26 protein-coding genes are annotated in these 24,365 nt (G+C 63.0%); 10 read left to right on the top strand and 16 right to left on the bottom strand.

The window, feature by feature from the left end:
- Nucleotides 1-508: 508 nt before the first annotated feature.
- The 4 genes from ACILRA_RS04605 to ACILRA_RS04590 are packed head-to-tail and all read right to left on the bottom strand — an operon-like array spanning nt 509 to nt 2,858.
- Nucleotides 509-868 (bottom strand): Lin0512 family protein, encoded by a 360-nt coding sequence (locus ACILRA_RS04605; protein ID WP_395660916.1) that lies wholly within the window; start codon nt 866-868, stop codon nt 509-511.
- Nucleotides 868-1,218: a Lin0512 family protein gene (locus ACILRA_RS04600; RefSeq protein WP_395660915.1), complete on the bottom strand. Its 351-nt coding sequence runs from the start codon at nt 1,216-1,218 to the stop codon at nt 868-870. Before ACILRA_RS04600 ends, ACILRA_RS04605 begins: the two co-directional genes overlap by 1 nt.
- 17 nt (nt 1,219-1,235) lie before the next feature.
- Nucleotides 1,236-2,078, bottom strand: a complete 843-nt coding sequence (locus ACILRA_RS04595; protein WP_395660914.1) for an alpha/beta fold hydrolase — start codon at nt 2,076-2,078, stop codon at nt 1,236-1,238.
- A gap of 15 nt (nt 2,079-2,093) precedes the next feature.
- Nucleotides 2,094-2,858 (bottom strand): SDR family NAD(P)-dependent oxidoreductase, encoded by a 765-nt coding sequence (locus tag ACILRA_RS04590; protein WP_395660913.1) that lies wholly within the window; start codon nt 2,856-2,858, stop codon nt 2,094-2,096.
- A gap of 251 nt (nt 2,859-3,109) precedes the next feature.
- Between ACILRA_RS04590 and ACILRA_RS04585 the strand changes: the two genes are divergently transcribed.
- From ACILRA_RS04585 to ACILRA_RS04540, 10 genes are all read left to right on the top strand, one after another.
- On the top strand, nt 3,110-5,014 hold the full coding sequence (locus ACILRA_RS04585; protein ID WP_395660912.1) for a sigma-54-dependent Fis family transcriptional regulator: 1,905 nt from the start codon (nt 3,110-3,112) through the stop codon (nt 5,012-5,014).
- Between the two features lie 196 nt (nt 5,015-5,210).
- Entirely contained in the window at nt 5,211-6,242 is a 1,032-nt protein-coding gene (locus ACILRA_RS04580; RefSeq protein ID WP_395660911.1) for an ATP-NAD kinase family protein, read from the top strand.
- Nucleotides 6,243-6,276: 34 nt separating this feature from the next.
- The gene (locus tag ACILRA_RS04575) at nt 6,277-7,275 is read left to right on the top strand and encodes a thiamine pyrophosphate-dependent dehydrogenase E1 component subunit alpha (RefSeq protein ID WP_395660910.1); all 999 of its coding nucleotides are present in this window, start codon (nt 6,277-6,279) and stop codon (nt 7,273-7,275) included.
- Between the two features lie 19 nt (nt 7,276-7,294).
- The gene (locus ACILRA_RS04570) at nt 7,295-8,302 is read left to right on the top strand and encodes an alpha-ketoacid dehydrogenase subunit beta (RefSeq protein ID WP_395660909.1); all 1,008 of its coding nucleotides are present in this window, start codon (nt 7,295-7,297) and stop codon (nt 8,300-8,302) included.
- Between the two features lie 32 nt (nt 8,303-8,334).
- Nucleotides 8,335-9,447 (top strand): acetoin dehydrogenase dihydrolipoyllysine-residue acetyltransferase subunit, encoded by a 1,113-nt coding sequence (locus ACILRA_RS04565; protein WP_395660908.1) that lies wholly within the window; start codon nt 8,335-8,337, stop codon nt 9,445-9,447.
- 158 nt (nt 9,448-9,605) lie between these two features.
- Complete coding sequence (locus tag ACILRA_RS04560) at nt 9,606-11,135, top strand: extracellular solute-binding protein (RefSeq protein ID WP_395660907.1); 1,530 nt, start codon at nt 9,606-9,608, stop codon at nt 11,133-11,135.
- A gap of 79 nt (nt 11,136-11,214) precedes the next feature.
- The gene (locus ACILRA_RS04555) at nt 11,215-12,219 is read left to right on the top strand and encodes a carbohydrate ABC transporter permease (protein ID WP_395660906.1); all 1,005 of its coding nucleotides are present in this window, start codon (nt 11,215-11,217) and stop codon (nt 12,217-12,219) included.
- Nucleotides 12,220-12,222: 3 nt separating this feature from the next.
- The gene (locus tag ACILRA_RS04550; RefSeq protein WP_395660905.1) at nt 12,223-13,101 is read left to right on the top strand and encodes a carbohydrate ABC transporter permease; all 879 of its coding nucleotides are present in this window, start codon (nt 12,223-12,225) and stop codon (nt 13,099-13,101) included.
- A 12-nt stretch (nt 13,102-13,113) separates the two neighbouring features.
- Nucleotides 13,114-14,208 (top strand): ABC transporter ATP-binding protein, encoded by a 1,095-nt coding sequence (locus ACILRA_RS04545; protein ID WP_395660904.1) that lies wholly within the window; start codon nt 13,114-13,116, stop codon nt 14,206-14,208.
- 14 nt (nt 14,209-14,222) lie between these two features.
- Entirely contained in the window at nt 14,223-14,558 is a 336-nt protein-coding gene (locus ACILRA_RS04540; protein ID WP_395660903.1) for a carboxymuconolactone decarboxylase family protein, read from the top strand.
- A gap of 2 nt (nt 14,559-14,560) precedes the next feature.
- On the opposite strand, the gene ACILRA_RS04535 is transcribed toward ACILRA_RS04540, so the two are convergent.
- The 12 genes from ACILRA_RS04535 to ACILRA_RS04480 form a co-directional block, all read right to left on the bottom strand.
- Complete coding sequence (locus ACILRA_RS04535; protein ID WP_395660902.1) at nt 14,561-14,968, bottom strand: DUF2177 family protein; 408 nt, start codon at nt 14,966-14,968, stop codon at nt 14,561-14,563.
- A gap of 55 nt (nt 14,969-15,023) precedes the next feature.
- Complete coding sequence (gene hemA / locus ACILRA_RS04530; RefSeq protein WP_395660901.1) at nt 15,024-16,235, bottom strand: 5-aminolevulinate synthase; 1,212 nt, start codon at nt 16,233-16,235, stop codon at nt 15,024-15,026.
- A gap of 50 nt (nt 16,236-16,285) precedes the next feature.
- A complete protein-coding gene (gene puhE, locus ACILRA_RS04525) occupies nt 16,286-17,113 on the bottom strand; it encodes a putative photosynthetic complex assembly protein PuhE (RefSeq protein ID WP_395660900.1) in 828 nt (275 codons plus the stop codon).
- Between the two features lie 10 nt (nt 17,114-17,123).
- Nucleotides 17,124-18,191, bottom strand: coding sequence for a magnesium-protoporphyrin IX monomethyl ester (oxidative) cyclase (gene acsF, locus ACILRA_RS04520; protein WP_395660899.1), 1,068 nt, complete (start codon nt 18,189-18,191; stop codon nt 17,124-17,126).
- Nucleotides 18,188-18,490 carry a hypothetical protein gene (locus ACILRA_RS04515; protein ID WP_395660898.1) on the bottom strand — a complete coding sequence of 101 codons (303 nt, stop codon included), beginning with the start codon at nt 18,488-18,490 and terminating at the stop codon, nt 18,188-18,190. The genes acsF and ACILRA_RS04515 overlap by 4 nt, the downstream gene beginning before the upstream one ends.
- Nucleotides 18,490-18,951 carry a photosynthetic complex assembly protein PuhC gene (puhC, locus tag ACILRA_RS04510; RefSeq protein ID WP_395660897.1) on the bottom strand — a complete coding sequence of 154 codons (462 nt, stop codon included), beginning with the start codon at nt 18,949-18,951 and terminating at the stop codon, nt 18,490-18,492. Before puhC ends, ACILRA_RS04515 begins: the two co-directional genes overlap by 1 nt.
- 3 nt (nt 18,952-18,954) lie before the next feature.
- Entirely contained in the window at nt 18,955-19,611 is a 657-nt protein-coding gene (puhB, locus tag ACILRA_RS04505; RefSeq protein ID WP_395660896.1) for a photosynthetic complex putative assembly protein PuhB, read from the bottom strand.
- Nucleotides 19,608-20,387 (bottom strand): photosynthetic reaction center subunit H, encoded by a 780-nt coding sequence (puhA, locus tag ACILRA_RS04500; protein ID WP_395660895.1) that lies wholly within the window; start codon nt 20,385-20,387, stop codon nt 19,608-19,610. The genes puhB and puhA overlap by 4 nt, the downstream gene beginning before the upstream one ends.
- A gap of 18 nt (nt 20,388-20,405) precedes the next feature.
- Complete coding sequence (locus tag ACILRA_RS04495; protein WP_395660894.1) at nt 20,406-21,848, bottom strand: BCD family MFS transporter; 1,443 nt, start codon at nt 21,846-21,848, stop codon at nt 20,406-20,408.
- On the bottom strand, nt 21,845-22,543 hold the full coding sequence (bchM, locus tag ACILRA_RS04490; protein WP_395660893.1) for a magnesium protoporphyrin IX methyltransferase: 699 nt from the start codon (nt 22,541-22,543) through the stop codon (nt 21,845-21,847). The genes ACILRA_RS04495 and bchM overlap by 4 nt, the downstream gene beginning before the upstream one ends.
- Nucleotides 22,543-23,451: a ferredoxin:protochlorophyllide reductase (ATP-dependent) iron-sulfur ATP-binding protein gene (bchL, locus tag ACILRA_RS04485; protein WP_395660892.1), complete on the bottom strand. Its 909-nt coding sequence runs from the start codon at nt 23,449-23,451 to the stop codon at nt 22,543-22,545. The genes bchM and bchL overlap by 1 nt, the downstream gene beginning before the upstream one ends.
- Nucleotides 23,448-24,365 (bottom strand): cobaltochelatase subunit CobN (locus tag ACILRA_RS04480; RefSeq protein WP_395660891.1); only part of this gene is annotated, 918 nt, incomplete at its 5' end. The genes bchL and ACILRA_RS04480, both read right to left, overlap by 4 nt.

The raw sequence follows: 24,365 nt of genomic DNA, 5'->3' as shown, positions 1-24,365 counted from the left end.
TTTTCTCTTTTGCAGAGAAGGTTTCTGATTGCGGAAGCGTAGGATCGGAGTGAGCCGGGAGCAAGTCCGAGCCGTGGAGCCACGAAAAGACTGTTGCTGCGATTGGCAATCTGGGGGCTATGAAAGCGAGAAAAGGTTTGGGGAGCGGTTACGAAACCTCCAAAGATATCAAAGCCCCCAATTTCCCCAAACCTAGGCGGTTTCATTGGGAAAGTGCCGCTATTCGCAGTCCTGGTGGGCCCACCACGAGGTCCCTATGTCTGTCATTCTCGAAGCTTCGGGTTCTGCCAATCCGACCAAGATCGACAGGCACGAAGGCCAATCGCTTTAAGCGTTGCGCGGTGACCTCTAGAGTTACAGATGGTCAGTTGACATCACTTCCCAATTCTCACCGTCATGCCAGCGAAAGCTGGAGTCACGGGAAGAATGGAGTGCAGATATTCCAGTGATCTCAATCGACAGCCCGCCGCTCAAGCGATTGATCTTGCGGGCGTCAAGCCGGACGTGATTAGGAAAGCCCAAGCCGCTCATCGAGATCAAGTCGAACCGCCACACCTGCCATGGCGATCACGGAAACGCCGCCGCGTTCCTCATCGGGGATGTCGAGGCCGCCCTTGACGACTTTCACCGTCACCTGGCCGTGCGGCAGGCTCGCGGCGACTGCCGCCTTGTCGACCTTGTCCGGCTGCTGAACACCAATCGTCACCTCGATCTGCATCTCTGCTGGCGGGATGGACAGTGTCCGCAGGAACGGCAGCGAGGAGTGGTGAATGCAGTCCTGCACGGCGCGGAGCGCCGCCTTGGTGTAGTCGCCGCCATGCATGTCGTTGCCATGGCCCATTTCGAGGATGATGCGCTTCAGGGCCATTATTTCTTCTCCGGCATGTCGAGGTAAACGATCGCTGCGGCATTTGCCATCAGCGTCAGATTGGTTCCTTCATCGTTCATGATTTCGAGGCCGCCCTCGATGACCTCAACCGTGGACTTGCCATAGGGCAGGGTCGCTGCCACTGCGGCCTTGTCCACCAGATCGGGCCTTGGCACGCCCACCAGAACCTTCACGTGCATGTCATGGGGGGTGAGCCCCACAGCATTGGCGATGGTGAGGGAGTTGTGCCAGAGCGCGTCCTTGAGGGCGCGGATCGCAGCCTTGGTATAATCGGCCCCGGTAAGGTCCGTTCCCATGCCGATTTCGACAATCATGCGGGTGAGCGCCATGGTTTCTCCGGTTCAGGTTATGATGAAAGGAAGGCCGAGACCTCGGCGTTGAAGCGCCGCGGGTTCTCGAAGAACATGAAGTGTCCACCGCCCTCATGCTCCTCGAAGATCGAGGCCTTGGCGTTGGGGTTGACGGAGGCGATCCACTCCTGCGATTCCGCCGAGAAGATGCTCTTGCGCCCACCGACGACGAGCGACGGCAGGCGGGTTGCCGCGATCACGTCGCGCCAGTCGTTGAGGCAGTGGTCGAACAGCAGGTCGGCTGCGGCGGCGCGCGGCATCTTCAGGTTCTCGGTGGCGATCCAGCGCAGGTCCGCCTCCGGCATGGCGGCGGTGAACATGCCCTTGAGGATGCCCATGGTGCCATCGACACTGCCGGTGGCGCGCACGACGTCCGCGAAGCCCGCAACCGACTGCACGTCAGGCAGCAGGCAGCCGTATTGTTTCTTCGTCGCCTCGTCCCAGCCGGGAAGGGCGGCCACCATCGGCGCCTGATCGACGATGACCAGGCGGCGCAGGCGGTCCTCTCCGTACATGTCGAGGTAGCTCCAGATGATGGAACTGCCCATGGAGTGGCCAAGCACGTCGGCGCGGTCGAGCCCCAGGGCCTCCAGCACCTCGCGCAGGTCCTTGGCGAGGCGCTGGATGCGGTGGCCCGTCGCTGCGTTGGAGCTTTCGCCATGGCTGCGCATATCCAGCGCGATGACATGGCGGGTCTTGGCCAGCTCCTCGATGTTGCGGCCATATTCCGCCGCCGACTGGGACCAGCCAGGGATCATGACCAGCGGCTGGCCGCTACCCGCCTCGATGGCATTCAGTACCGCGCCGTCCGACAGTTGGATCGTCCTGTTCGCCGCCATGTCAGCCTCCCGCGTTTAGAGTTGGACGCCCTTGGTCAAGGCGCCGTCGATCACCAGGTTGGTGCCCATGGTGAAGCTGGACGCCGGGCTGGCGAGGAAGACGATGCCCTTGCCGATTTCCTCGGCGGTTGCCATGCGGCCCGTGGGGTTCAGGGCCAGGGCCTGGTTGAACAGGTCCGGCATGTTCTTCTCGATGTATTCCCAGATGCCGTCCTTGAAATAGACGTTGCCGGGTGAGACGGAGTTCACGCGGATGCGCTTGGGCGCCAGCTTGTGGGCCAGGCCATGGGCATAATGGATCAGCGCCGCCTTGAAGGCACCATAGGCGGGCGAGGTGAAGTCGATCTCACGGCCCGACACCGAGGAGACGATGACGATCGACGGCCACTTCGACGTTTCGAGGTGGGCCATCGAGGCGTTCACGGTGCGGACCGTGTGCATCATGTCGATGTCGAACTGCGCCTGCCAGGAGGCCTCGGTATCCTCCGCCGCGGCGAGTGCCGAGACATTGGCGACCACGATGTCGATGCCGCCCAGCGCCTTGGCGCTGTCAGCGACCCAGGCTTCAAGGGCGGCCTTGTTGCCCACATCGACTGCCTGGCCAAAGGCCGTGACGCCCTGGGCCTTCAGCCCGGCGACGGTGCTCTGCACCTCCTCCGCGTTGCGCGCGCAGATCGCGACATTGGCGCCCTCTGCGGCGAACATGTCGGCGGCCCGCCGCCCGATGCCCTTCGTGCCGCCGGTGACCAGAACGTTCAAACCCTTGAGACCCAGATCCATTGCTGTCACTCCCTCTCGATTTTTTGCAACTGCGAAGCAAATCGCAGTATGTTGATAATCAATATGCAGTTCTCGTGCCACGATGCAACGCAGCAGCGAAGCGTCTGAATTCATGTTGCGGCGCACTAAAGGCGCGCTCGTCCGTTGCGATGCTTGACAAGAGAATCGCAACGGCTTGATATCTTTTTTGCATCCGGGAGGACAAGCCCATCTCGTCGCCGCAGATCGAACACATCAACGAACTGATCCGTGTGGCCGAAGGCCGGCCCACGGCGCGGGATGAACTCATCACCAATTCCTGGCGGCGCTGCATTGACGGCCACAAGCTGGACCCCACCGTGCTGCGCCCTGCCGTGATCGTGGAGGATGGCCGCCTGCGCGAGCACCGTGAGGCGATGGAGGAACTGCTGCGCACCGCGCGCTTCGGCGTCGAGGCGCTGTACAGCCAGATTTCGGGGCTTGGCTATCTGCTTCTGCTCACAGACCAAAACGGGATTACCCTTGACTATATCGGTGACTCTGCCGTTTCGGAAAAGGCGCGTTCGGCTGGGCTGCACCATGGCTTCGATTGGAGTGAAACGCTGGCCGGCACCAATGGGGTGGGTACGGCCATCGCGACGGGTGAAGCCCTGGTGGTCCACAAGAGCGATCATTTCGATGCCACGCACATTCCGCTCACCTGCACGGCTGCGCCGATCTTCGACGCGGCAGGCAAGCTTGCCGCGGTGCTGGATGTTGCGGCGCTGACCTCGCCGGAGGAGAAATCGAGCCAGTTCCTGGCACTGCAGATGGTCAAGAACTTCGCCCACAGGATCGAAGCCGCAAACCTCATAAGGTCTTGCTCGCGGAACTGGATCGTCAAGCTGACCTCCAACCGCGCCCTGGCGGAAGTCGATACGGAATATGTGCTGGTTCTTGATTCCTCCGGCAACATCACGGGGTTCAACAATCTTGGCGCTCGCCTGCTCGCCGAGGAGTTCGCGACGGACTGGCGGAACACTGCCATGTTTATCGGGCGGCCGATCAGCGACGCTTTCGACTGCGAGATCGACAGCCTCACCCGATTTGTGGCGTCTCACTCGATCGAAAGGAATGTTGTAAGGCTGCGATCGTCGGGACGGAACCTCTTCATCCAGGTGGTGCCGCCCAAAACCATCCGCGTGCTGCCCTCGGCAAGGGCGGAAGAGGACAACAAGCTCCACCCCGCCTTGAAGTCCGTCGCTGGTGATGATGCCGCGATCCAGAAGAATCTGAAGAAGCTCGCGCGGCTGCTCAACACCAACATGAGCATCCTGGTGAGCGGCGAGACGGGCACGGGTAAGGAATATCTCGCTAAGGCCATCCACCAGTCCAGTGTGCGGGCCAAGGGCGCCTTCATTCCCGTCAACTGCGCGGCACTGCCTGAAAATCTGATCGAGAGCGAATTGTTCGGTTATGAGGCGGGCTCTTTCACCGGCGCGCTCGACAAGGGCAAGAGGGGCCTGGTGCGCGAGGCGCATGGCGGCACACTGTTCCTCGATGAGATCGGCGACATGCCGCTCGCCTCCCAGACGAGGCTGCTGCGCGTTCTGGCGGAGCGCGAGGTCACACCCATTGGCGGCGCGCGTCCTACCGCCGTCGACATGCGCGTGATCGCCGCCACCCACCGTGACCTGCTTGACCTCGTCCGGCAGGGGAAGTTCCGCGAAGATCTCTATTTCCGCCTGAACGGCGCCACCATCGCGCTGCCCGCGCTGCGTGACCGGTCTGACCTCGGCTGGATCGTGACACAGCTTCTCGAAAAGCGGCCCTATGCCGATGGCACGGCCCGCAGCCTCTCGGCACAGTCGCTGGGCGTGCTCTCGGCCTATCACTGGCCGGGCAATATCCGCGAACTCGTCAACGTGATCGATTTTGCCTGCGCCGTGGCGAGCGATCCTGAAATCGGCATTGATGATCTGCCGGACCAGGTGTTCACCCGCTCCCGCGAGGCAATGCCCGGGAACGTGGAATTGCCGACTGCCGAGCTGGGCGACGAGGCCGCCGTGCTGCGCCAGCAATTGGCCGATGCGCAATGGAACGTCTCTGCTGCCGCACGGCTTCTCGGAATCGACCGCACCACGCTGCACCGCCGCATGAGGCGTCTGGGCGTCACGCTGCGCCCGCGCGCCACATAGCGCGGCGTGGCGCCACAGCTGTGGCGCGGCGTGCCACAGGTGTAGCGGCTGCTGCCTGACGATCTCGCAGTTGCACAAGATATTTGCTGCGCTGCTTTTCTCGGGAACGCCGAGTTTCTTGTTGCATGAGCGAATTGGCACGTGGCTTGCTTATCATACGAACAACCAAGTAGTGCGTATTTATTCAAGGTCTCAAATGGTCAACGCCATCGGCATCATTGCAAACCCCGTCTCTGCGCGTGACATCCGCCGGGTGATCGCCAATGCCACGGCGCTGCAGATCACCGACCGGGCGAATATCGTGCTGCGCATCCTGTCCTGCGTGAAGGCCTGCGGGGTGGACCACGTCTACATGATGCCGGAGAACGGCGGTATCCGGCACCATGTGCGCCGCGGTATCGACCGGGCTGAGAACCAGGGGCTGAAGCATTTCCCCAAGCTCGAATATCTCGACTACAAGATTTCGGGCACGGTTGATGACACGCTGAAGGGTGCCCGCCTGATGAAGGAAAAGGGCGTGGCCGCAATCGTGGTGCTGGGCGGCGACGGCACACACCGTGCGGTGGTGACGACCTGTGGCGACGTTCCCATCGCCGGCATCTCGACCGGCACGAACAACGCATTCCCCGAGCACCGCGAACCCACCATCACCGGCCTGGCCGTGGGCCTTGCCGTGACCGGCAAGGTGCCGCCCAATGAGGCGTTCCTGCCCAACAAGAAAATCGTGGTGCGGGTGAACGACCAGGAAGAGATTGCACTCGTGGACGTGGCCGTGGTGACCGAGCGCTACATCGGCGCGCGGGCCCTGTGGCGCACTGAGACCTTCCGCGAACTCTTTGTGACCTTCGCCGACCCGGAAGTGATTGGCATGTCGGCTATCGCCGGGTTGCTGACGCCGGTGACCCGGCTCGCCCCCGGCGGCCTGCATGTGCGCCTGGCGCCTGAGGACGAGGCGAACATCATTCTCGATACCCCCATCGCGCCAGGCTACATGCGGGGCATCGGCATCCGCGACTTCGCGCCGATGAAGCCCAACGTCAAATACCGTCCGTCGATCACGGACGGTTCAATTGCGCTCGATGGCGAGCGCGAGTTATCCTTCACGCGCGACGACGACGTGACGATCGAGCTGGTGCCCGACGCGTTCCGCACCGTGAACGTCAGTGGCTGCATGCAATATGCATCCCGCCACGGACTGATGCGGTCCAAACCCGGCGCCGCGGCATGAACAAAGAAAACTCTAAACCCATGGGAGGACATTGATGACTGCTCCAAACAGCACGGCGGGAATTTTCCCGCTGGATAAGCCGGGCCTGCTGAAGGCCTACCGCACAATGCGGACCATCCGCGAGTTTGAGGAACGCCTCCACGCGGACTTCGCCAAGGGCGATATTCCCGGCTTCGTTCACCTCTATGCGGGTGAAGAGGGCGCCGGCACCGGCATCATGATGCATCTCGAGGACAAGGACCGGATCGCCTCGACCCACCGCGGCCACGGCCACTGCATCGCCAAGGGCGTGGACCCCAAGGAGATGATGGCGGAAATCTATGGCAAGTCGACGGGCTCCTGCCGCGGCAAGGGCGGCTCGATGCACATCGCCGACCTGTCCAAGGGCATGATGGGCGCCAACGGCATCTTGGGTGCCGGCGCACCGCTCGTCTGCGGCGCGGCACTGGCCGCCAAGTACCGCGGCGATGGCGCCGTGGCGATCTGCTTCGTGGGCGATGGCGCCTCGAACCAGGGCACATTCCTCGAGAGCCTTAACCTGGCGGCCGTGTGGAACCTGCCCGCGATCTTCGTCGTTGAAAACAACGGCTATGCGGAATCGACCTCGCGCGACTACGCCGTCGCCGTCGACTCCTACGTCGACCGCGCCGCGGGCTTCGGCCTGCCGGGCGTCACCGTGGACGGCCTCGACTTCTTCGCGGTCTACGAAGCCGCTGGCGAAATCATCAAGCGCGCGCGTGAAGGCGGCGGACCGGCTCTTCTCGAGTGCAAGATGATCCGCATGTTCGGCCACTTCGAGGGCGACCAGCAGACCTACCGCGCCAAGGGCGAGCTTGAGGACATCCGCGTCAACAAGGACTGCATCAAGATGTTCTCGCAGCGCGTCACCGAAGCCGGCGTCATCGGCCGCGGCGAACTGGACGCGATCGACCGCGAGATCGTTGCGCAGATCCAGGATGCAGTGGCCTCGGCCAAGGCAGCCCCGCTGCCGACGGCCGCCGACCTGCTCACCGATGTCTATAACAGCTACTGATCTGAAGGAGAGATAACACATGGCACGCAAGATCAGCATGCGCCAGGCGATCAACGAGGCGCTCGACCAGGAAATGGCCCGCGATCCGAATGTGATCGTGATGGGTGAAGACATCGTCGGCGGTGCGGGCGGTGAAGGTGAAGAAGATGCATGGGGCGGCGTTCTTGGCGTCACCAAGGGCCTGCATGCCAAGCACAAGGGCAAGCTGCTCGACACGCCGCTCTCCGAGTCGGCCTATATCGGCGCGGCCATCGGCGCGGCCGCCTGCGGCATGCGCCCTGTGGCGGAACTGATGTTCCTTGACTTCATGGGCGTCTGCTTCGACCAGATCTTCAACCAGGCCGCCAAGTTCAAGTACATGTTCGGCGGCAAGGCGGAAACGCCCGTCGTCATCCGCGCCATGGTGGGTGCCGGCTTCCGCGCCGCCGCCCAGCACAGCCAGATGCTGACGCCGCTCTTCGTGCACATCCCCGGCCTCAAGGTGGTGTGCCCGTCCAACGCCTATGATGCCAAGGGCCTCTTGATCCAGTCGATCCGTGACAATGATCCCGTGATCTTCTGCGAGCACAAGAACCTCTACGGCCTCGAGACCGACGTGCCCGCTGAGTCCTATGCCATTCCCTTCGGCGAGGCGAACGTCGTGCGTGACGGCAAGCATGCCACCATCGTGACCTACGGCATGATGGTGCACCGCGCCATGGATGCCGCGGCCACATTGGCCAAGCAGGGTGTGGAGTGCGAGGTGATCGACCTGCGCACGCTGTCTCCCATCGACTGGGATACGGTGATCGACTCGGCCGAGCGCACCGGCCACGTCGTCTGCGTCGACGAAGCCAACCCGCGTTGCTCGATCGCGTCGGATGTCTCCTCGATGATCTCGCAGGAGTGCTTCAAGGCGCTGAAGGGCCCGATCCAGATGGTGACGGCGCCGCATACGCCCGTGCCGTTCTCCCCGGTGCTCGAGGACCTCTACATCCCCTCGGCCGACGCGATTGCCAAGGCCGTGAACCGATCGATGGCGCATTGAGCTGCTGCCAGTAATCAAGTGAGGAAGTAAATATGACAGATACCCGTATCGTGCCGATCGTCATGCCCAAGTGGGGCCTCTCCATGAAGGAGGGAAAGGTGACGGGCTGGCTGTTGGAAGATGGCTCGAAGATCAATGTCGGTGACGCGATCCTCGAGGTCGAAACCGACAAGATCGCGGGATCCGTCGAAGCGCATGAGGCCGGCGTGCTGAGACGGCGCGTCGGCCAGGCCGACACCATGTACCCGGTGAAGACGCTGCTCGGCGTCATCGCCGACGCTGCGGTTCCCGACTCCGAGATCGACGCATTCGTCGCAGCCTATGTGGCGCCCGCGGCGGATGAGGGCGAGGAGGACCAGGGCCCGAAGTTTGAGTTCGCGGACACGGCGGCGGGCAACCTCCGCTATGCCAAGCGCGGCGACGGCGCCGAGACGATCATCCTGATCCACGGCTTCGGCGGTGACCTCGACAACTGGCTGTTCAACATCGACGCGCTGGGTGAGAAGGCAACTGTCTATGCCCTCGACCTGCCGGGCCACGGCCAGTCTTCCAAGAAGCTCGACAAGCCGGGCCTTGGTGCGATGAAGAACGCCCTGGCGGCCTTCATGGACAAGCTCGGCATTGGCAAGGCGCATCTGGTGGGCCATTCCATGGGCGGCGCCATCGCCATGCAGATGGCGGCGGAGCATCCGGAGAAGGTGAAGTCCCTGACGCTCATCTGCTCGGCGGGCTTGGGCTCTGACATCGGCAGCTACGTCGACGAATATGTTGCCGCCCAGGGCCGCAAGGACCTGAAGCCGGTGCTGGAGAAACTGTTCGCCGACAAGAGCCTGGTGAGCCGCCAGCTGGTTGACGACGTGTTGAAGTTCAAGCGTCTGGACGGCGTCGAGCCGCTCCTCAAGTCGCTCGCGGCCGCTCTCTTTGGCGGCGGCAAGCAGGCCGATGCTCCGGGCCAGGCGCTTGCCGGCAAGCTGCCCCCGACCCTGGTGATCTGGGGCAAGCTGGACGAAATCATCCCTTCCGCCCACGCAGCGAACCTGCCGGGCGCCAAAGTGCATGTGCTGGAGGGCGCCGGGCACATGGTCTTCATGGAAAAAGCCAGCGATGTGAACAACCTGATCAAGGCCCACGTCGCGGGTGCATGAACGAACGCTCTTGAGGGCCGGAATTGTGGCCTGAGAAAGGAGGCATATTCGCAGGCAAGCCTGAAGACCATCGGCAGGAGGCGCAAGCGCGGCAAGCGCTGCCCGCATGTCCTGCCGGCAACTCAAGACAATGATAATCATCATGGGAGAAAACGCGCATGTTTTCGATTCCGAAAAATGCAGTCTATCAGCGCATCAACCGCCGCAAGTTCCTCGAACTGGGTGGTGGCGCAGCCTCCGCCCTCGGCGTGGGCGGCATGACGCTGGGCCTCAGCTCCACCGTCACGCGCAGCAAGGTGCAGGCGGCCTCGTCTGAGGACGCAAAGTGGAAGCAGTATGCCGGCTCGAAGCTCGTCTTCATGTCGGAAAACACCCCGCCGTCCTTCGCCATTCGTGACAATATCCAGGCCTTCACGGACAAGACCGGCATCGAAGTGACCATTCTGACGGACGACCTTCCGGTCGTGCAGCAGAAGGTCGGCATCGACCTCCGCGGCGGCAAGGCCGACTACGTCCTCAACTACGTGCAGGACAAGCCGATCGGCTCGCCCTTCGCCGACTTCTACGCCGACATGACGCCGATGTTCGGCGACGAGACCCTGCCGCAGGACCCTGAGGGCTATGGCGACGAAGCCTGGTTCCCCAACTTCCTCTCCGCCTGCGGACGCTTCTACGAGAAGGGCAAGATCATCGCGCTGCCCTATGACGCGGCGATCGCCTGTACCTTCTACCGTCAGGACCTGTTCGAGGCGAACTCCAAGGACTTCGAAGCCGAATACGGCTATCGCCTCGAGTTCAACAAGGACTCGACCTGGCAGAACGTGATCGACATGGCGGCCTTCTTCAAGAAGGCCAAGGAAGCTGGCAAGGACGTGCCCTATGGCTACGCCCAGCACCAGGGTTCCTTCGCATGGACGACCCAGCTTGACATCCAGCGCTTCCTCTTCGCCAACGGCCGGTGGATGGACTGGAACATCGACGACGTCTATGGCTCCAAGGAGCCGGGCAAGACGAACTGGGGCGATGAGTCCTCGATCGCCATGCTTGGCAAGTTCAAGGAACTGGCGGACGTCTGCCACCCGGACAACCTGGCCAACGGCACGCTCGAGCTCAACACCGTCTATCAGTCCGGCAACATCGCGATGCAGACGCAGTATCACGAGTTCGCCGCGTCGATCGAAGACGAGAAGACCTCTCGCGCGGCTGGCGGCAAGACGGCCTACGCTCCCTGCCCGAAGGGCGATCCCAAGTGGATCAAGAACGGCGGCGAAGCGGTGAACGGCACGAACTGCGGCATCGGCGGCATCGGCATCAACGGCAATGCCTCCGACGACCTGAAGCGCGCGGCCTACATCTTCGCGATCTGGTCTGTGTCCCAGGAAAACCAGTACAACGTGCTCAAGGGCCTCGGCGGCACGCCGACCCGCAAGTCCGTGCTGGAACGCGAAGACGTCAAGAAGGCCCAGCAGCGTCCGACCAACATGCCGAACGCGCTGACCTTCGACCCCGTCTACAACTTCGGCATCAAGGACCCGAACTTCGTGCTGGGCCCCAAGATCCCCAACGGCAACGAGTATCACTCGATCCTCGCCGCGGAAGTGCAGAAGTGCCTGTCGAACGAGCAGTCTCCGGAAGAGGCCGCGAAGTCGATCCAGACCCAGCTCGACGAGCTGAACGGGGCGGGCTGAGGCTCAACCGCAACTGCAAACGTACCGGCGGCCGAAAGGCCGCCGGTATCAAAATGCGATGCTGCTCGCAGGGGAACCCATGTCCAATTCCAGCACCACGATCGACCGGCCGAAAGGCCTTGCAGGCGGAACCGAACTGTTCCGCGTCCGGCAGATTCCCGACAGCGTCGAATCGAAGCCAGTTTCCTATGTCGCGGCTGATCCGCCGTCGATCAACCCTGCCGCATCCAAGGCATATTACTTCTGGCTGATGATGCCCGCCATCGTCGTGCTGGCCTTCATCTCGATCTATCCGTTCTTCTGGATGATCTACATGAGCTTGCACGACGTGGACATCGGCAAGGTCGAGTGGAACAATTTCGAGAACTTCACCAAGCTCTTCAGCGACACGCGATTCCTGATGGGCTGGTGGCTGCTCATTCAATACAGCGTCATGTGCCTTACACTGCAGCTCATCATCGGCGTGTTCCTTGCCGTGGCGCTCAATGGCTCGCGCTGGGAAAAGGTGCTTGTCACCACGCTGCTCATGCCCATGATGGTGGCCCCGCTGGTGGCCGGCATGGTGTGGTACTTCCTCTATAACGGCACCTTCGGCTGGTATCACTGGCTGTTCCAGAGCCTCGGCATCCTGGGGGCCAAATCGATCCTCGCCAGCGCCGACACGGCCATGCTCGGCCTCGTGCTGGTGGACGTCTGGCAGTGGACGCCGCTCATCACCCTCATCACGCTGGCGGGCCTCAAGCGCGTGCCGCAGGACCAGCTCGAAGCCAACATGGTGGACGGCGCCTCGCCCTTGCGCAACTTCGTGTCGGTGACGCTGCCCAACCTCTACCCTGTGCTGCTCATCGCCATCATGCTGCGCTTCATGGATAATTTCCGCTTCATCGACTCCATTCTGGTGCTCACTGGCGGCGGCCCCGGCAATTCGACGAAGATCCTGCCCGTCTACCTCTTCGAGGTGTCGTTCAAGTTCTTCAAGCTCGGGCGGGGTGCCGCGATTGCACTCATCCTGCTCATCGTCACCATCATCCTCGGCATGTTGCTGGTCCGCATCTTCGACCGCCAGCAGCCCAAGAAGGTTTAAGTCATGGCATCCCGCGAAGTCATCCAATACGAGGGCTGGCCCTCAAAGGTGTTCAAGTGGTTCTCGGTGGTGTTCATCGCCTTCTACATGGTGTGGACGGTCCTGCCGATCTTCATCATGTTCATGTCGTCCTTCAAGGACCTGCTGGAGGCCTTCCAGATTCCAGAGGTGGGCGACTGGGCCGGCGTGACGGTGTTCTTCAACTTCACGCCGACCACCAAGCATTACTATGAACTCTTCGCCAACCTGGGCTTCTCCACCTACCTGTTCAACTCGCTCGTTGCGGCGGGAGGATCCGCTGTGGTGTCCGTTGTGCTGGGCTCAATGTGCGCCTATTCGCTCTCCCGCATCGAGTTCCGCGGCAAGAGCGACCTGTTCTTCTGGATCATCTCCACGCGCATGGCGCCGGTGGTGGCGGTGCTCGTGCCGCTCTACTGGATCTTCCGCGAGCTGAACCTGGTGGGCACGCTGCCGGGCCTCATCCTCGCCTACACCACCTTCAACCTGCCTTTCGCCATCTGGATCCTGAAGGGCTTCTTCGACAACGTGCCCTATGCCATCGAGGAGGCGCAGATGGTGGATGGCGCCACGCGCTTCCAGGCGCTGCGTGCCATCCTTCCGCTGGTCGCCCCCGGCATCGGCGCCTTCATCGTGCTGTGTATCCTCTTCGCCTGGAACGACTATCTGTTCGCAGCGATCATCGGTTCCGGCGGCGCCAAGACGCTGCCCGCCGCCACGCGCGAGCTGGTTCAGCCGCAGAACATCCAGTGGGGGCAGATCATGGCAGCCGGTGTCGTTACCGCACTTCCCATGATGTTCCTCGGCCTCATCATCAGAAAATATCTCGTCACCGGCCTCACCATGGGCGCGGTCAAGGAATAGCAGGAGCTCACAATGGCGAAAGTTTCGTTCCGCAACGTCTGGAAGAAGTACGGCAATGTGTCTGCCGTGAAGGACCTCAACATCGAGTGTCCGGATGGCTCATTCCTCTCGATCCTCGGCCCCTCGGGCTGCGGCAAGTCCTCGACCATGCGCATGGTGGCGGGCCTCGAGCACATTACCTCGGGTGAGATCCTGTTCGACGAGAAGCCCATCAACACCCTGCCGCCAAAGGACCGCGACGTGGCCATGGTGTTCGAGAACTACGCGCTCTACCCGCACAAGAGCGTATTCGAAAACATGGCAAACCCCTTGAAACTGCGTGGCCAGGGCGCTTCCGTGATCAAGGAGCGGGTGACGTCGGCGGCAAAGCTGCTGGAAATCAGCCATCTGCTGGAGCGCCGCCCGCAGGAGCTCTCGGGCGGCCAGAAGCAGCGCGTCGCCATCGGCCGCGCCATTGTGCGTGAGCCGAACCTGTTCCTCTTCGACGAGCCGATCGCGCATCTCGACGCCAAGCTCCGCGCCCACATGCGCGGCGAGATCAAGCATCTGCAGCGCACGCTGGGCACCACCATGATCTACGTGACGCACGACCAGCTTGAGGCCATGTCGATGGCAGACACCATCGCCGTGATGCATGACGGCGAGCTGCAGCAGCTGGGCAGCCCGCGCGAGGTTTACAACAAGCCGGTCAACGCCTGGGTTGCAGGCTTCGTGGGCGAGCCGGCGATGAACTTCATGGATGCGAAGATCGAGGACCGGGCAGGGCGCACGCATTTCGTCCATCCCAACTTTGCGATCGCCGTCAATGATGAGCAGCAGCGGATCATCGCGTCTGGCGCGCGCCAGGACGCACTGCGCGTGGGCGTTAGACCCGATGCGCTGTCGATCTCCATGACCAAGCCGTCGGATGACCACATCACCGGCAAGATCTTCGTGACCGAGCTTCTGGGCGGCGACATGATCATCGACGTCGACCTTGATGATTGCCGCGTGCGGGTGAAGACCTCGACCGAGTTCGAGGGCGTGGAAGGCCAGACCTGCTACATGACCGTCAACCGCTCCAAGTGGCACGCCTTCTCGAAAGAGAACGGCAAGGCCTTTTTCTAGAACTGGAGATTCACATGTCAGACGCCAAGCAGAAGCTCGATGCCGTGAACGCCCGCCTCATGGGGCTGTTCAAGGCCGAGAAACAGACGATGATGGCCTTCAACGGCCTGACCGTGGCCGCAACGCGGGAGGGAAAGATCTCTCCCGCGATCAAGGAACTGACGGCGGTGGCGATCGCGGTGGCCAAGGGCTGCGATGATTGCATCGTCTATCACGTTGCGGCCGCAAAGAAGCATGGCGCCTCGCGCGAGGAGCTTGCCGAGATGCTGGCCGTCTCCGTCGAGATGGCGGGTGGGCCAGGTGCTGTTTACGCCGCGCGGGCGCTGGAAACCTTCGACCAGCTCGGCTGACGTTATCTCGACAGGAGTTTTGTTCCGAGCAGAACGGTGAGACTTGCCACCGCGCCTGTAAGGATTGTGCCCCAAATCATGTCAATGATGGCGATCTTCGTGGTGAAACCCTTCATCACGGCAAGGTTCGTCAGGTCATAAGTGCCATAGGCAATGAGGCCCAGAAGCGCCCCGCGCAGCAAGGCTTGAGAAACCGACTGCGCCTGGAAGGCTGGCCAGATCACCATGATCATCAGCCCGGTGACATAGAGCAGGTAGAACGCCCCCGCAGCCGGCAAGTTGAACGGCTGGCGGAGAAGGGGGCCGATCTCTGACTGATAGATGCCACGCCCCAGCCATCCCAGCCATATCAGGTCAATGGCAAGAAAGATGACCGCCGCAACGATCCACAGAACTATCCAGTTTGTCATCGACCGTGCCCCTATCATGATGATCCATTACGGACGGGGGCCACGGAAGATCACTTCAGGCAACGGCACGCGCCAAGGCGCATTGCGACCACAGCTCTGACAATGCCGAGACGAGGTGGTCCATGTCGGCATCGCTATGGAGCGGTGTTGGTGTGATGCGCAACCTTTCCGTGCCGCGCGGCACGGTGGGGTAGTTGATGGGTTGGATGTAAATCCCATGCTGTTCCAGCAATATGTCGCTGATCCACTTGCACTTCTTGGCGTCGCCCACCATCACCGGAACGATGTGGCTGTCATTGGCCTTGTAGGGAACACCCGCCGCGTCGAGTTTGCGGCGCAGCTTGGCCACGCGCTCCTTGTGGCGCATGCGCTCCATCTCGCTGGCCTTGAGGTGGCGGATCGAGGCCGCAGCCCCTGCGGCCACCGCCGGGGGAAGGGCGGTGGTGAAGATGAAGCCAGAGGCGAAGCTCCTCACGAAGTCGCACAGGGCGGCTGAGCCCGTGATGTAGCCGCCGACCACGCCAAAGGCCTTGCCCAGCGTGCCCTCGATCACGGTAATGCGGTCCATCAGCCCTTCGCGTTCGGCAATGCCGCCGCCGCGCGGGCCATACATGCCCACCGCATGAACCTCGTCGAGATAGGTCATGGCATTGTACTTGTCGGCCAGGTCGCAGATCTCCTTGATCGGCCCGATGTCGCCATCCATCGAATAGACGGATTCAAAGGCGATCAGCTTGGGCCGCGACGGGTCCGCCGCCTTCAGCAGCCGCTCGAGATCGGCCAGGTCATTGTGCTTGAAGATGTGCCGTTCCGCCCGGCTGTGGCGGATGCCCTCGATCATCGAGGCATGGTTGCCCGCATCCGAAAACACGACGCAGTTCGGAATGCAGCTCGCCAGCGTGCCAAGTGCGGCCCAGTTGGACACATAGCCGGAGGTGAAGAGCAGGGCCCCTTCCTTGCCATGGAGGTCGGCGAGTTCGCGCTCGAGCTCCACATGGTAATGGTTGGTGCCGGAGATGTTGCGCGTGCCGCCGGCACCCGCGCCACAGCGGTCCAGGGCCTCGTGCATGGCGGCCAGCACCTTGGGGTTCTGGCCCATGCCCAGATAGTCGTTGGAACACCAGACGGTGATTTCGCGTCCGCCCGCCCCGTGGTGGGTGGCGCGCGGGAACTGGCCCGCCTTGCGCTCGAGGTCGGCGAAGACCCGGTAGCGGCCTTCATTGCGCAGCAAGTCGAGTTCCGACTTGAAGAAATGTTCGTAGTCCATCTGGTCCTCTCCGGAGGGCTCTCTGCCGCCCCTTGTCATTTCATAAGGAGTCATGGCGTCAGGTTCGTTTTCAGGGCTGTATAGTCAAAACGGGGCGTATTGGACTTGCGCGATTTCGCCGCGTCCCGCCGTCCTGGCAGGCTCCAGCGGAACAGCTTTTCGACGGGCAGCGGCAGCATGAGAAGCCAGTGCTCCACCACCGCCAGGCTGGCCAGTGCCGCCAGCAGGGAGAAGCCCGCCACCGCCGCAGGATCGCTGGCCGACGAGGCCTGCTGGAACAGCAGCACCGCGCCGATGGTGCCGCCCGTTACGGAGACGGGGAACAGCAGGTTCATGGGCTTGCGGGTCAGGAAGCTTTTCAGCACCTCCATATGGGCGGGCACGAATTCCTCGCTCACATTGCGCACGCCAAGGAAGACGTTCAGCCGCGCGCTGAGGTGCATGACCCAGAGCAGCAGGTAGGACCACAAGCCCCACTGGTTTTCGTTGCCCCAGCTGAGCGCGGCAATCACGGCGGCCACGCCGATGATCGCCAGCTCGTGCCAGAGGTTGACGCCGATCGCATGGCCAAAATGCCGCCAGCCGGTGCAGCCTTCCGCACAGCGGTGCTTGCGCGGTCCCGTCACGAAGCCGGTGTAGAGGCTGATTTCCTGCCAGCCCCAGGCGATGACGCCCGCCGTGAAGGCCGCATAGACGCCCCACAGCGAGGTATCCGCCCCGCCACTCCAGATGACGTAAAGGGAAGCCGCCAGCAGCGCTGTCGCCCCCGCCATGCTCCAGCGGAAGGTCCGGACCGGCAGCTGATCGAGATAGAAGATCAGCCCGGTCGAGAACCACCAGAGACATAGCGCATAGGCGATGGGAAGGGCGTAATCCATCAGTGGCCGGTCACCATGTCGGGGCCAGCCGGACCTGGCCCGGCAGGTCGTTGGCCTTGGACGGCAGCATGTAGAGCTTCAGGAAGGTGAAACCTGCCGCGGCGCTCGTCCAGGCCTTGCCCAGTTTCGCTGTCATCCCACCCTTCTTCTGCCATTCGCCATTGCGGTCATTGATTTTGCGCAATTTCTCGAGGCCCGCGAAGAAGGCCGGGTTGTCGATGTCGAGCTCGAGCGGGAACACCTGGCGGGAGATTTCCGAGGTGATCTTGAAGACCTTGTAGCCATATTCCGTCGGCTCGATGCCGAGTGCCTCATGGAAATGCGGCCGCTGGTGGTCGCGCACATACATGGTGGCGAACACGGCGAGCAGGAAGAACTTCACCCACAGCTTGTTGACGCCGGAGAGCAGTTCCGGGTGCGCCCGCATGAGCAGCGCGAAGGCTTCGCCATGGCGGAACTCGTCGTTGCACCACTTCTCGAACCACTTGAAGATCGGGTGGATGCGCCGCTCCGGATGGGCCTGCAGGTGCCGGAAGATGGTGATGTAGCGCGCATAGCCGATCTTCTCCGACAGGTAGGTCGCGTAGAAGATGAACTTGGGCTTGAAGAAGGTGTATTTCTTGGTCTTGGTCAGGAAGCCAAGATCGACGCCGATGTTGAAGTCCTTCAGCGTGTCGTTGATGAAACCGGCATGGCGTCCCTCGTCGCGCGCCATCAGGCGGAACAATTCGCAGATGTCGGGGTTCGAGCCGCGCTTGCGCATTTCGGAATAGAGCACGCAGCCGGAGAATTCCGCGGTCAGCGAGCTGACGAGGAAATCGACGAACTCCTTGCGCAGGCCTTCCGGCAGGTCGGCCAGGTCCATCTTGTCCCATTCTTCGTTACGCTTGAAGTGGGACTTGTTGGGGTCGGACTGCAGCTCGGCGATGAGCGCGTCCCATTCCTTGCGCACGGGCGTCACGTCCAGCTTGTCCAGCGCTTTGAAGTCGGTGGTGTAGAAGCGCGGGCTCAGCACGGTGGATTCCTGTGCCTTGGCGAGCGTGTCCGCGGACCTGATTCCGAGTGTTTCGATGGTCATGAGAGCTCCTCCCCCGAAAAGCTGAATTCCAGTAGTTCCATGAATTCAAGATCGCCCGTCATCTTCGTCCACTTGCGCTCGAGCCAGGTGGCCCGGGTGATGGTGGCCTTGCGCCGCTCGATGGCGCTTTCGCCAAAGGGCACGATGATGGGCTTGCCGTGGACCAGCACCTCGTCGCCGGGTTCCACGGTCACGCCGTCATCCAGTTCGACATGGGCGGCGAGGTTCTCGAAGGTGTTCACCACGCGAACGGTGCACATCACATCCTCGCGGGTGGCGGAAGCGAAGGGATTCAGCATCAGCTCTGGTCTCCTGTCGGTTCGAGGAATGCAGCAAAGACTGCCGCGTTGCCGCGGCCATAGGCATTGAGGTCCAGCTTCACACCGGTTGCGGTGTCGATCAACAGCAATTGTCCGTTGGACAGGCGCTCGAGGCGGTAGTCCGCCGTGCGCGCACTCTCATCCGACATGCGCATGCGTGAGAGCCCGCGCAGCGCACCCTTGAGGAAGCCTTCCGCACCCGGGGCGGTGGCCGAAATGGCCTCTCCCGTGGTGCTGTCGATCACGGTCACGCGGCCGTCGGCTGCCTGCTCGAAACGCAGGAGACGGCTATCGACAACCGTGGCGCCCGGCAGCGTCTGCTCGGGCGAATATCCCGTCACGCGGGCACCGGCCACCAGCACAAGCGCCAGCAGGGCCATGCCGAAGCTCAGGGCCAGCGGAAGCGGCGGAACGTGGCTGCGGGCGGGAGCGCTTGCCATGGCTCAGGCCGCCACCGGTTGCTGCGTGGCCGTCTGCCGGGTGGGTGCGGCCGCCTCGCTTAAGGCGGGGGTCGCGGTGCCGGCCAGCGCCGAGGCCACAAGGCCCGCCACCTGGTCGGCATTGGCGATGCAGCGCAGGCAGGGCTGCGGGTGCGAGACGTGGAAGGGCCGGGCATGGGGCCACAGCAACAGATAGGCCACGCGCTCCTTGTGGGTCACCTTCAGCGGAATGTCGCCCGAGCCATTGGCAAAGAGGCGCAGCGATGCGCCGTCGATCTGGGAGAAGGGCAGGTTGATCGTCACCGGCAATGCCATGCCGATGCGCATCACCAGCCGCTTGTTGGTGACCGTGTAGACGGTGGTGCGTGCGGAGAGATAGGCGAGCCCGGTGAGCATCCCGGCCACGATCAGGCCCAACACCATCATCCACTGGAAGGGGCTCACCGCTTCAGCAAGGGTCTGGTCATCGGCGTAACGGTAGGCAGCCTGGGCCAGCGCCAGTGCGGCGAAGTACCAGATGGCCTTGCGCGCATGGAAGGCGTGCACGGCCAGGTCCTGCCAGCGCGGTGCACCCTGCCACAGCATGCGCTCGCCCTTCGGCAGCACCTGCGGCAGCCCGCGCACCGGCTCGAAGTCGAAATCGTCGTGGTGCGCGCTCATACGAGCGGCTCCGCGCGCTCAGGCGTCGCATAGAGGTGGCCGCCCGCATAGAAGGCGCAGATCTTGTCTTCCTCGAGCCTGGTCACCACGTCGGGGTTGCGCAGGCCCGGCACCTTCATGAACTGCTTGGACGTGATCGACTTCACCTCGACGCGGTTGCGTGACGCCCAGATGCGCGACAGCGTGGTGGGCAGCAGCACGTTGCGGGTGTTGCCCTGCTTGTCCGTCACCTCGACCTCGAGGTAGCGCATGATGTATTCGCCGATGTCGACCCACACATCCTTCACCGTGCCACCCTGCTTGCCGTCGGCGCCGATCACCGGCATGCCGCGCGGGTCGGGATCGCGCTCCTCAATGTGCCAGCCCTCGGCCTTGCGCAGCGGAACGAGCTTCGGCGTGCCGTTGATCGCGGCATCCGGAATATCCAGGCGCTCGGCGTAAGCTGCAGGGCCAACGCCATCGACCATCGGATCGCCATCGGGCTCCAGAGGTGCGCCCGGCCACGGGCCGATCGGGGTGGCCTTCACGGGACGTGCATCATAGGGCTCAGCGCGCGGCGCATAGACCTTGGAACCGTCGGCGAGGAGATATTCCTTCGGAGCCGGCACCGCCGGCCAGCCTTGCACCGTGATATGGGCCGAGCGCTCGTTCTCGAGCGGGTAGCCCTCGCGCTTGTCTTCGCGGTGCAGGTAGATCAGCACCCCCGCCAGGAAGGCCCAGAACAGGTAGAGCACCACCTGTGCCACATCGATGTATTGGGTAAAGGCTGCAGACATGGTGTTTCTCCTCGAGGGTCAGCCCGGATAGTGAGCCAGGCCAAAGCCCGGCTGTCTTGCGGCGTTGCGGTTGCTGCCGGAGCGGACCATCGGCCCGATCACGGCAAGGGTTGCGAACAAAAGAACGATCTCGATCTGGTAGACGACGACATATCCCGCGGCGGGGCCGGAGAAGGCTTCGCCCAGCGCGCCTTGCCCGGCCAGTGCCGAAACCGTGTCGCGCAGCACGCCGCTCACGCCGATGGCCACACCGGCGGCCGTCGCCTGAACGCCGCCCCATGCGCCGAGCGCAAAGCCGCTCATGCTGCCGGAGCCGCTGGAGGCCAGGTCCATCGCCGCTGTCAGCATGCCGACGGAGAACAGACCGCCACCCAGCCCGATGAAGAAGGATCCCGTCTGGAACAGCGACGGCATGTCGAGCAGCGGTGCGAAGATGATGGCGCCGAAGGCCGCGATGCCGGCGAGAATGCCGAGCGATGCAATGCGATAGGGGTCGCCGCCCCGGCCCAGTTGCCGTGCCGCGAAGGCAAAACCGGCCAGGGTTCCGGCTGCCAGCGTGGCGGTGAGCCATGTGGTCTGGCCGACACTCATGCCGAAGACCTGTCCGCCGAAGGGCTCGAGCAATATGTCCTGCATGCTGAAGGCAGCCGTGCCGAGTCCCACGGCCACCAGCAGGCGCTTGGCCCGGCCAGCCTGGCTGAAGGTTTTCCATGCATCCGCAAAGGTTACGCGTGGCGCATCGGGGTGGGTCAGCTGCGGGTTGCGCGCTTCCTGCTTCCACATGGCGATGCCATTGAGCAGAACGGTGATCACCGCCACCGCCTGGATGATCTGGATGAGTTCGACCGCGCTGAAGTCATGCAGCAGCGTGCCGAAGACGAGGGCGCTCACCACCATGCCAAGCAGCAGCATCACATAGAGCAGCGCCACCACGCGCGGCCGCGTCTCAGGCGAGGCGAGGTCATTGGCCAGCGCCAGTCCCGCCGTCTGCGTGGTGTGGATACCCGCACCCACCAGCAGGAAGGAAAGCGCGGCACCGATCTCGCCCCACACGGCGGAGCCATGGCCGTTGCCGGTCAGCACGAGGAGGGCGAAGGGCAGGATGGCGAAGCCGCCGAACTGCATCATGGTGCCGAACCAGATATAAGGCACGCGCCGCCAGCCCAGCACGGATTTGTGCGTGTCGGACTTGAAGCCGATCAGCGCCCGGAAGGGTGCGAAGACGATGGGCAGCGACACCATCAGGCCGACGAGCCAGGCAGGCACGCCGAGTTCCACGATCATCACGCGGTTCAGCGTGCCCGTCAGCAGCACGATCGCCATGCCGACGGAGACCTGGAACAGCGACAGGCGCAACAGGCGGCCAAGGGGAAGATCCTTGGTCGCGGCATCGGCAAAGGGCAGGAAGCGCGGTCCCAGCGCCTGCCAGCCCTTGACGATTGCCTGGTTGACTGTCCTCATGCGCGCTTCAGCTCCTGCGCATGGGAAATGTAGAAGCCGCTGGAGACGCGGGCATTGCGCCCGAGTGACCAGTCGTGCAGCGCCTCATCGCGCGAGATCCGCCTGTAGAGGGCAGACGTCGCATGCGGCACGATGCGCGGTGAGCGGTCGCTGCGCGGAAACAATTTGCCCACCACATGCATGGCGGCGAGAGCGGGCGTCTTGGGTGCATAGGTGAAGTGAATGCCGTTGAGGCTCATGTCGGACAGCCGCACCAGCATGCCCACCATGTCGGGCAGGCTGTAGTGGATGAGGGAGTCCATCGCCACCACATGGTCGAACTTGCCATGCTTCTTGTCCAGCATGTCGCCCGCCACGAAATGGATGCGGCCCGATCCCAGCTTCTCCGGCAGCCGCTCGCGCGCGATGCCAATGAGTGTGGGGGAAATGTCGACCGCCGTCACATCCGCCCCGCGCTTGGCCGCCTCGACGGCCAATGCCCCCGTGCCGCAACCGGCATCGAGCACGCGCGCACCGCGCAGGTCAGCGGGCAGGAAGGAGAGCAGCGTCGCCCGCATCCGGTCACGCCCCGCGCGCACCGTGGCGCGGATGCCGCTCACCGGCGCGTCGGAGGTCAGCTTCTGCCAGGTGGTCGCGGCCGTCTTGTCGAAATAGGTTTCGATCTCTTCGCGGCGCTCGAGGTAGCTGTCGCTCATCAGTCAAACCCCAGGAAGTCGAAGATGTCGCGGTCCTTCATGGAGCGCGCCTCGCAGGGCTCGCCCCCGGTCCACAGCTGGGCCGCCAGCCGCATGTATTCCTTCTGCACATGGTCCACTTCCGGAGAAGACGGCATCTCGAACAGCGTCGACTTCTTGAGGCGGCTCAGACGGATCGCGTCGACATCGGGGAGATGTGCGATGCGCTTCAGGCCCGTGGCCTCCGCGAAGCGGTCGATCTGGTCGGTGTCCTTGGAGCGGTTGGCAATCACGCCACCCACCCGCACGCCATAGTTCTTGGCCTTGGCATTGATGGCCGCCACGATGCGGTTCATCGCGAAGATCGAGTCGAAGTCATTGGCCGTCACGATCAGCGCACGGTCCGCATGCTGCAGGGGAGAGGCGAAGCCGCCGCACACCACGTCGCCCAGCACGTCGAAGATCACGACGTCGGTGTCTTCCAGCAGGTGATGCTCCTTCAGCAGCTTCACCGTCTGGCCCACCACATAGCCGCCGCAGCCTGTCCCTGCGGGCGGGCCGCCGGCCTCGACGCACATCACGCCATTGTAGCCTTGGAACACGAAGTCCTCAGGCCGCAGCTCTTCCGAATGGAAGTCCACCTGCTCCAGAATGTCGATGACCGTCGGCACAAGGCTCTTGGTGAGCGTGAAGGTCGAGTCATGCTTCGGATCGCAGCCGATCTGCAGCACGCGCTTTCCAAGCTTTGAGAAGGCGACCGAGAGGTTGGAGGAGGTCGTGCTCTTGCCGATCCCTCCCTTGCCATAGACCGAGAACACCTTGGCGGTGCCGATCGATGTGGCCGGATCAAGATGAACCTGAACGCTTCCATCACCATCTTCGCGCGGATTGATGCGCGGCTTGGGCTTCTTATCAATAACCAGTGTCATGCCGCTACCTCAACTCCAATGCCTTCGAGCCTGTCTTCAAGTTCTTCCCCGGCGCGCTGCAGCGCTGCCAGTGTCTCCGCGTCGGGAGACCAGAATTCACGCCGTTGCGCTTCCAGCAGACGGTTCACCACCTTCACGGCGGCCTTCGGGTTCAGTGCTGCGAGCCTGTCGCGCATCGTCTCGTCCAGCACATAGGTCTCGCTGAACTGCTGATAGACCCAGGGTGCCACCTGTCCGGTCGTGGCGGACCAGCCGACCGTGTTGGTCAGATGGCATTCGATATGGCGCACGCCCTCATGCCCATGCTTCAACATGCCCTCGTACCACTTGGGGTTCAGCACGCGCGTGCGGCTCTCGAGCGCCACCTGGTCAGCCAGCGTGCGCACCACGCCAGCGCCGCGCGTCTGGTCACCGATATATACGGGCACGGCAGACCCACGCTGCTTCTCCGCCGCACGGCTGATGCCGCCAAGCGAGTCGAAATAATGGTCGACGGTCGTCACACCCAGCTCGACCGACTCCAGATTCTGATAGGCAAGGTCGACGCCCGACAGCACGGAGGCCATCAGCTGTGACTGCTGCGCCACCTGACCATGGCGGCCATGGGCGAAGGACTTGCGCTTGGCGAACATGTCGCCCAGCTCGTCCTCATCTTCCCAGCGCCCGCTGTCGATCAGCATGTTGACGTTGGAGCCATAAGCGCCATCGGCATTGCTGAACACGCGGAGCGCTGCCGTCTCGAGGTCGCAATTGTTCGCTGCCATATGCGCCAGCGCATGCTTGCGCACGAAATTCATGTCGAGCGGCTCATCAGCCGATGCGGCGAGCCAGCAGGCCTCGGCCAGCATCCGCGTCTGCAAGGGCAGAAGATCGCGGAAGATGCCGGACAGGGTGAGCATCACGTCCACGCGCGG

Origin of the sequence: Aestuariivirga sp., assembly GCF_044239095.1 — a bacterium.
Classification (GTDB): Bacteria; Pseudomonadota; Alphaproteobacteria; order Rhizobiales; family Aestuariivirgaceae; genus Aestuariivirga.
Note: the sequence above shows the minus strand (reverse complement) of the source record. Positions and strands in the feature narration are given on the sequence as shown.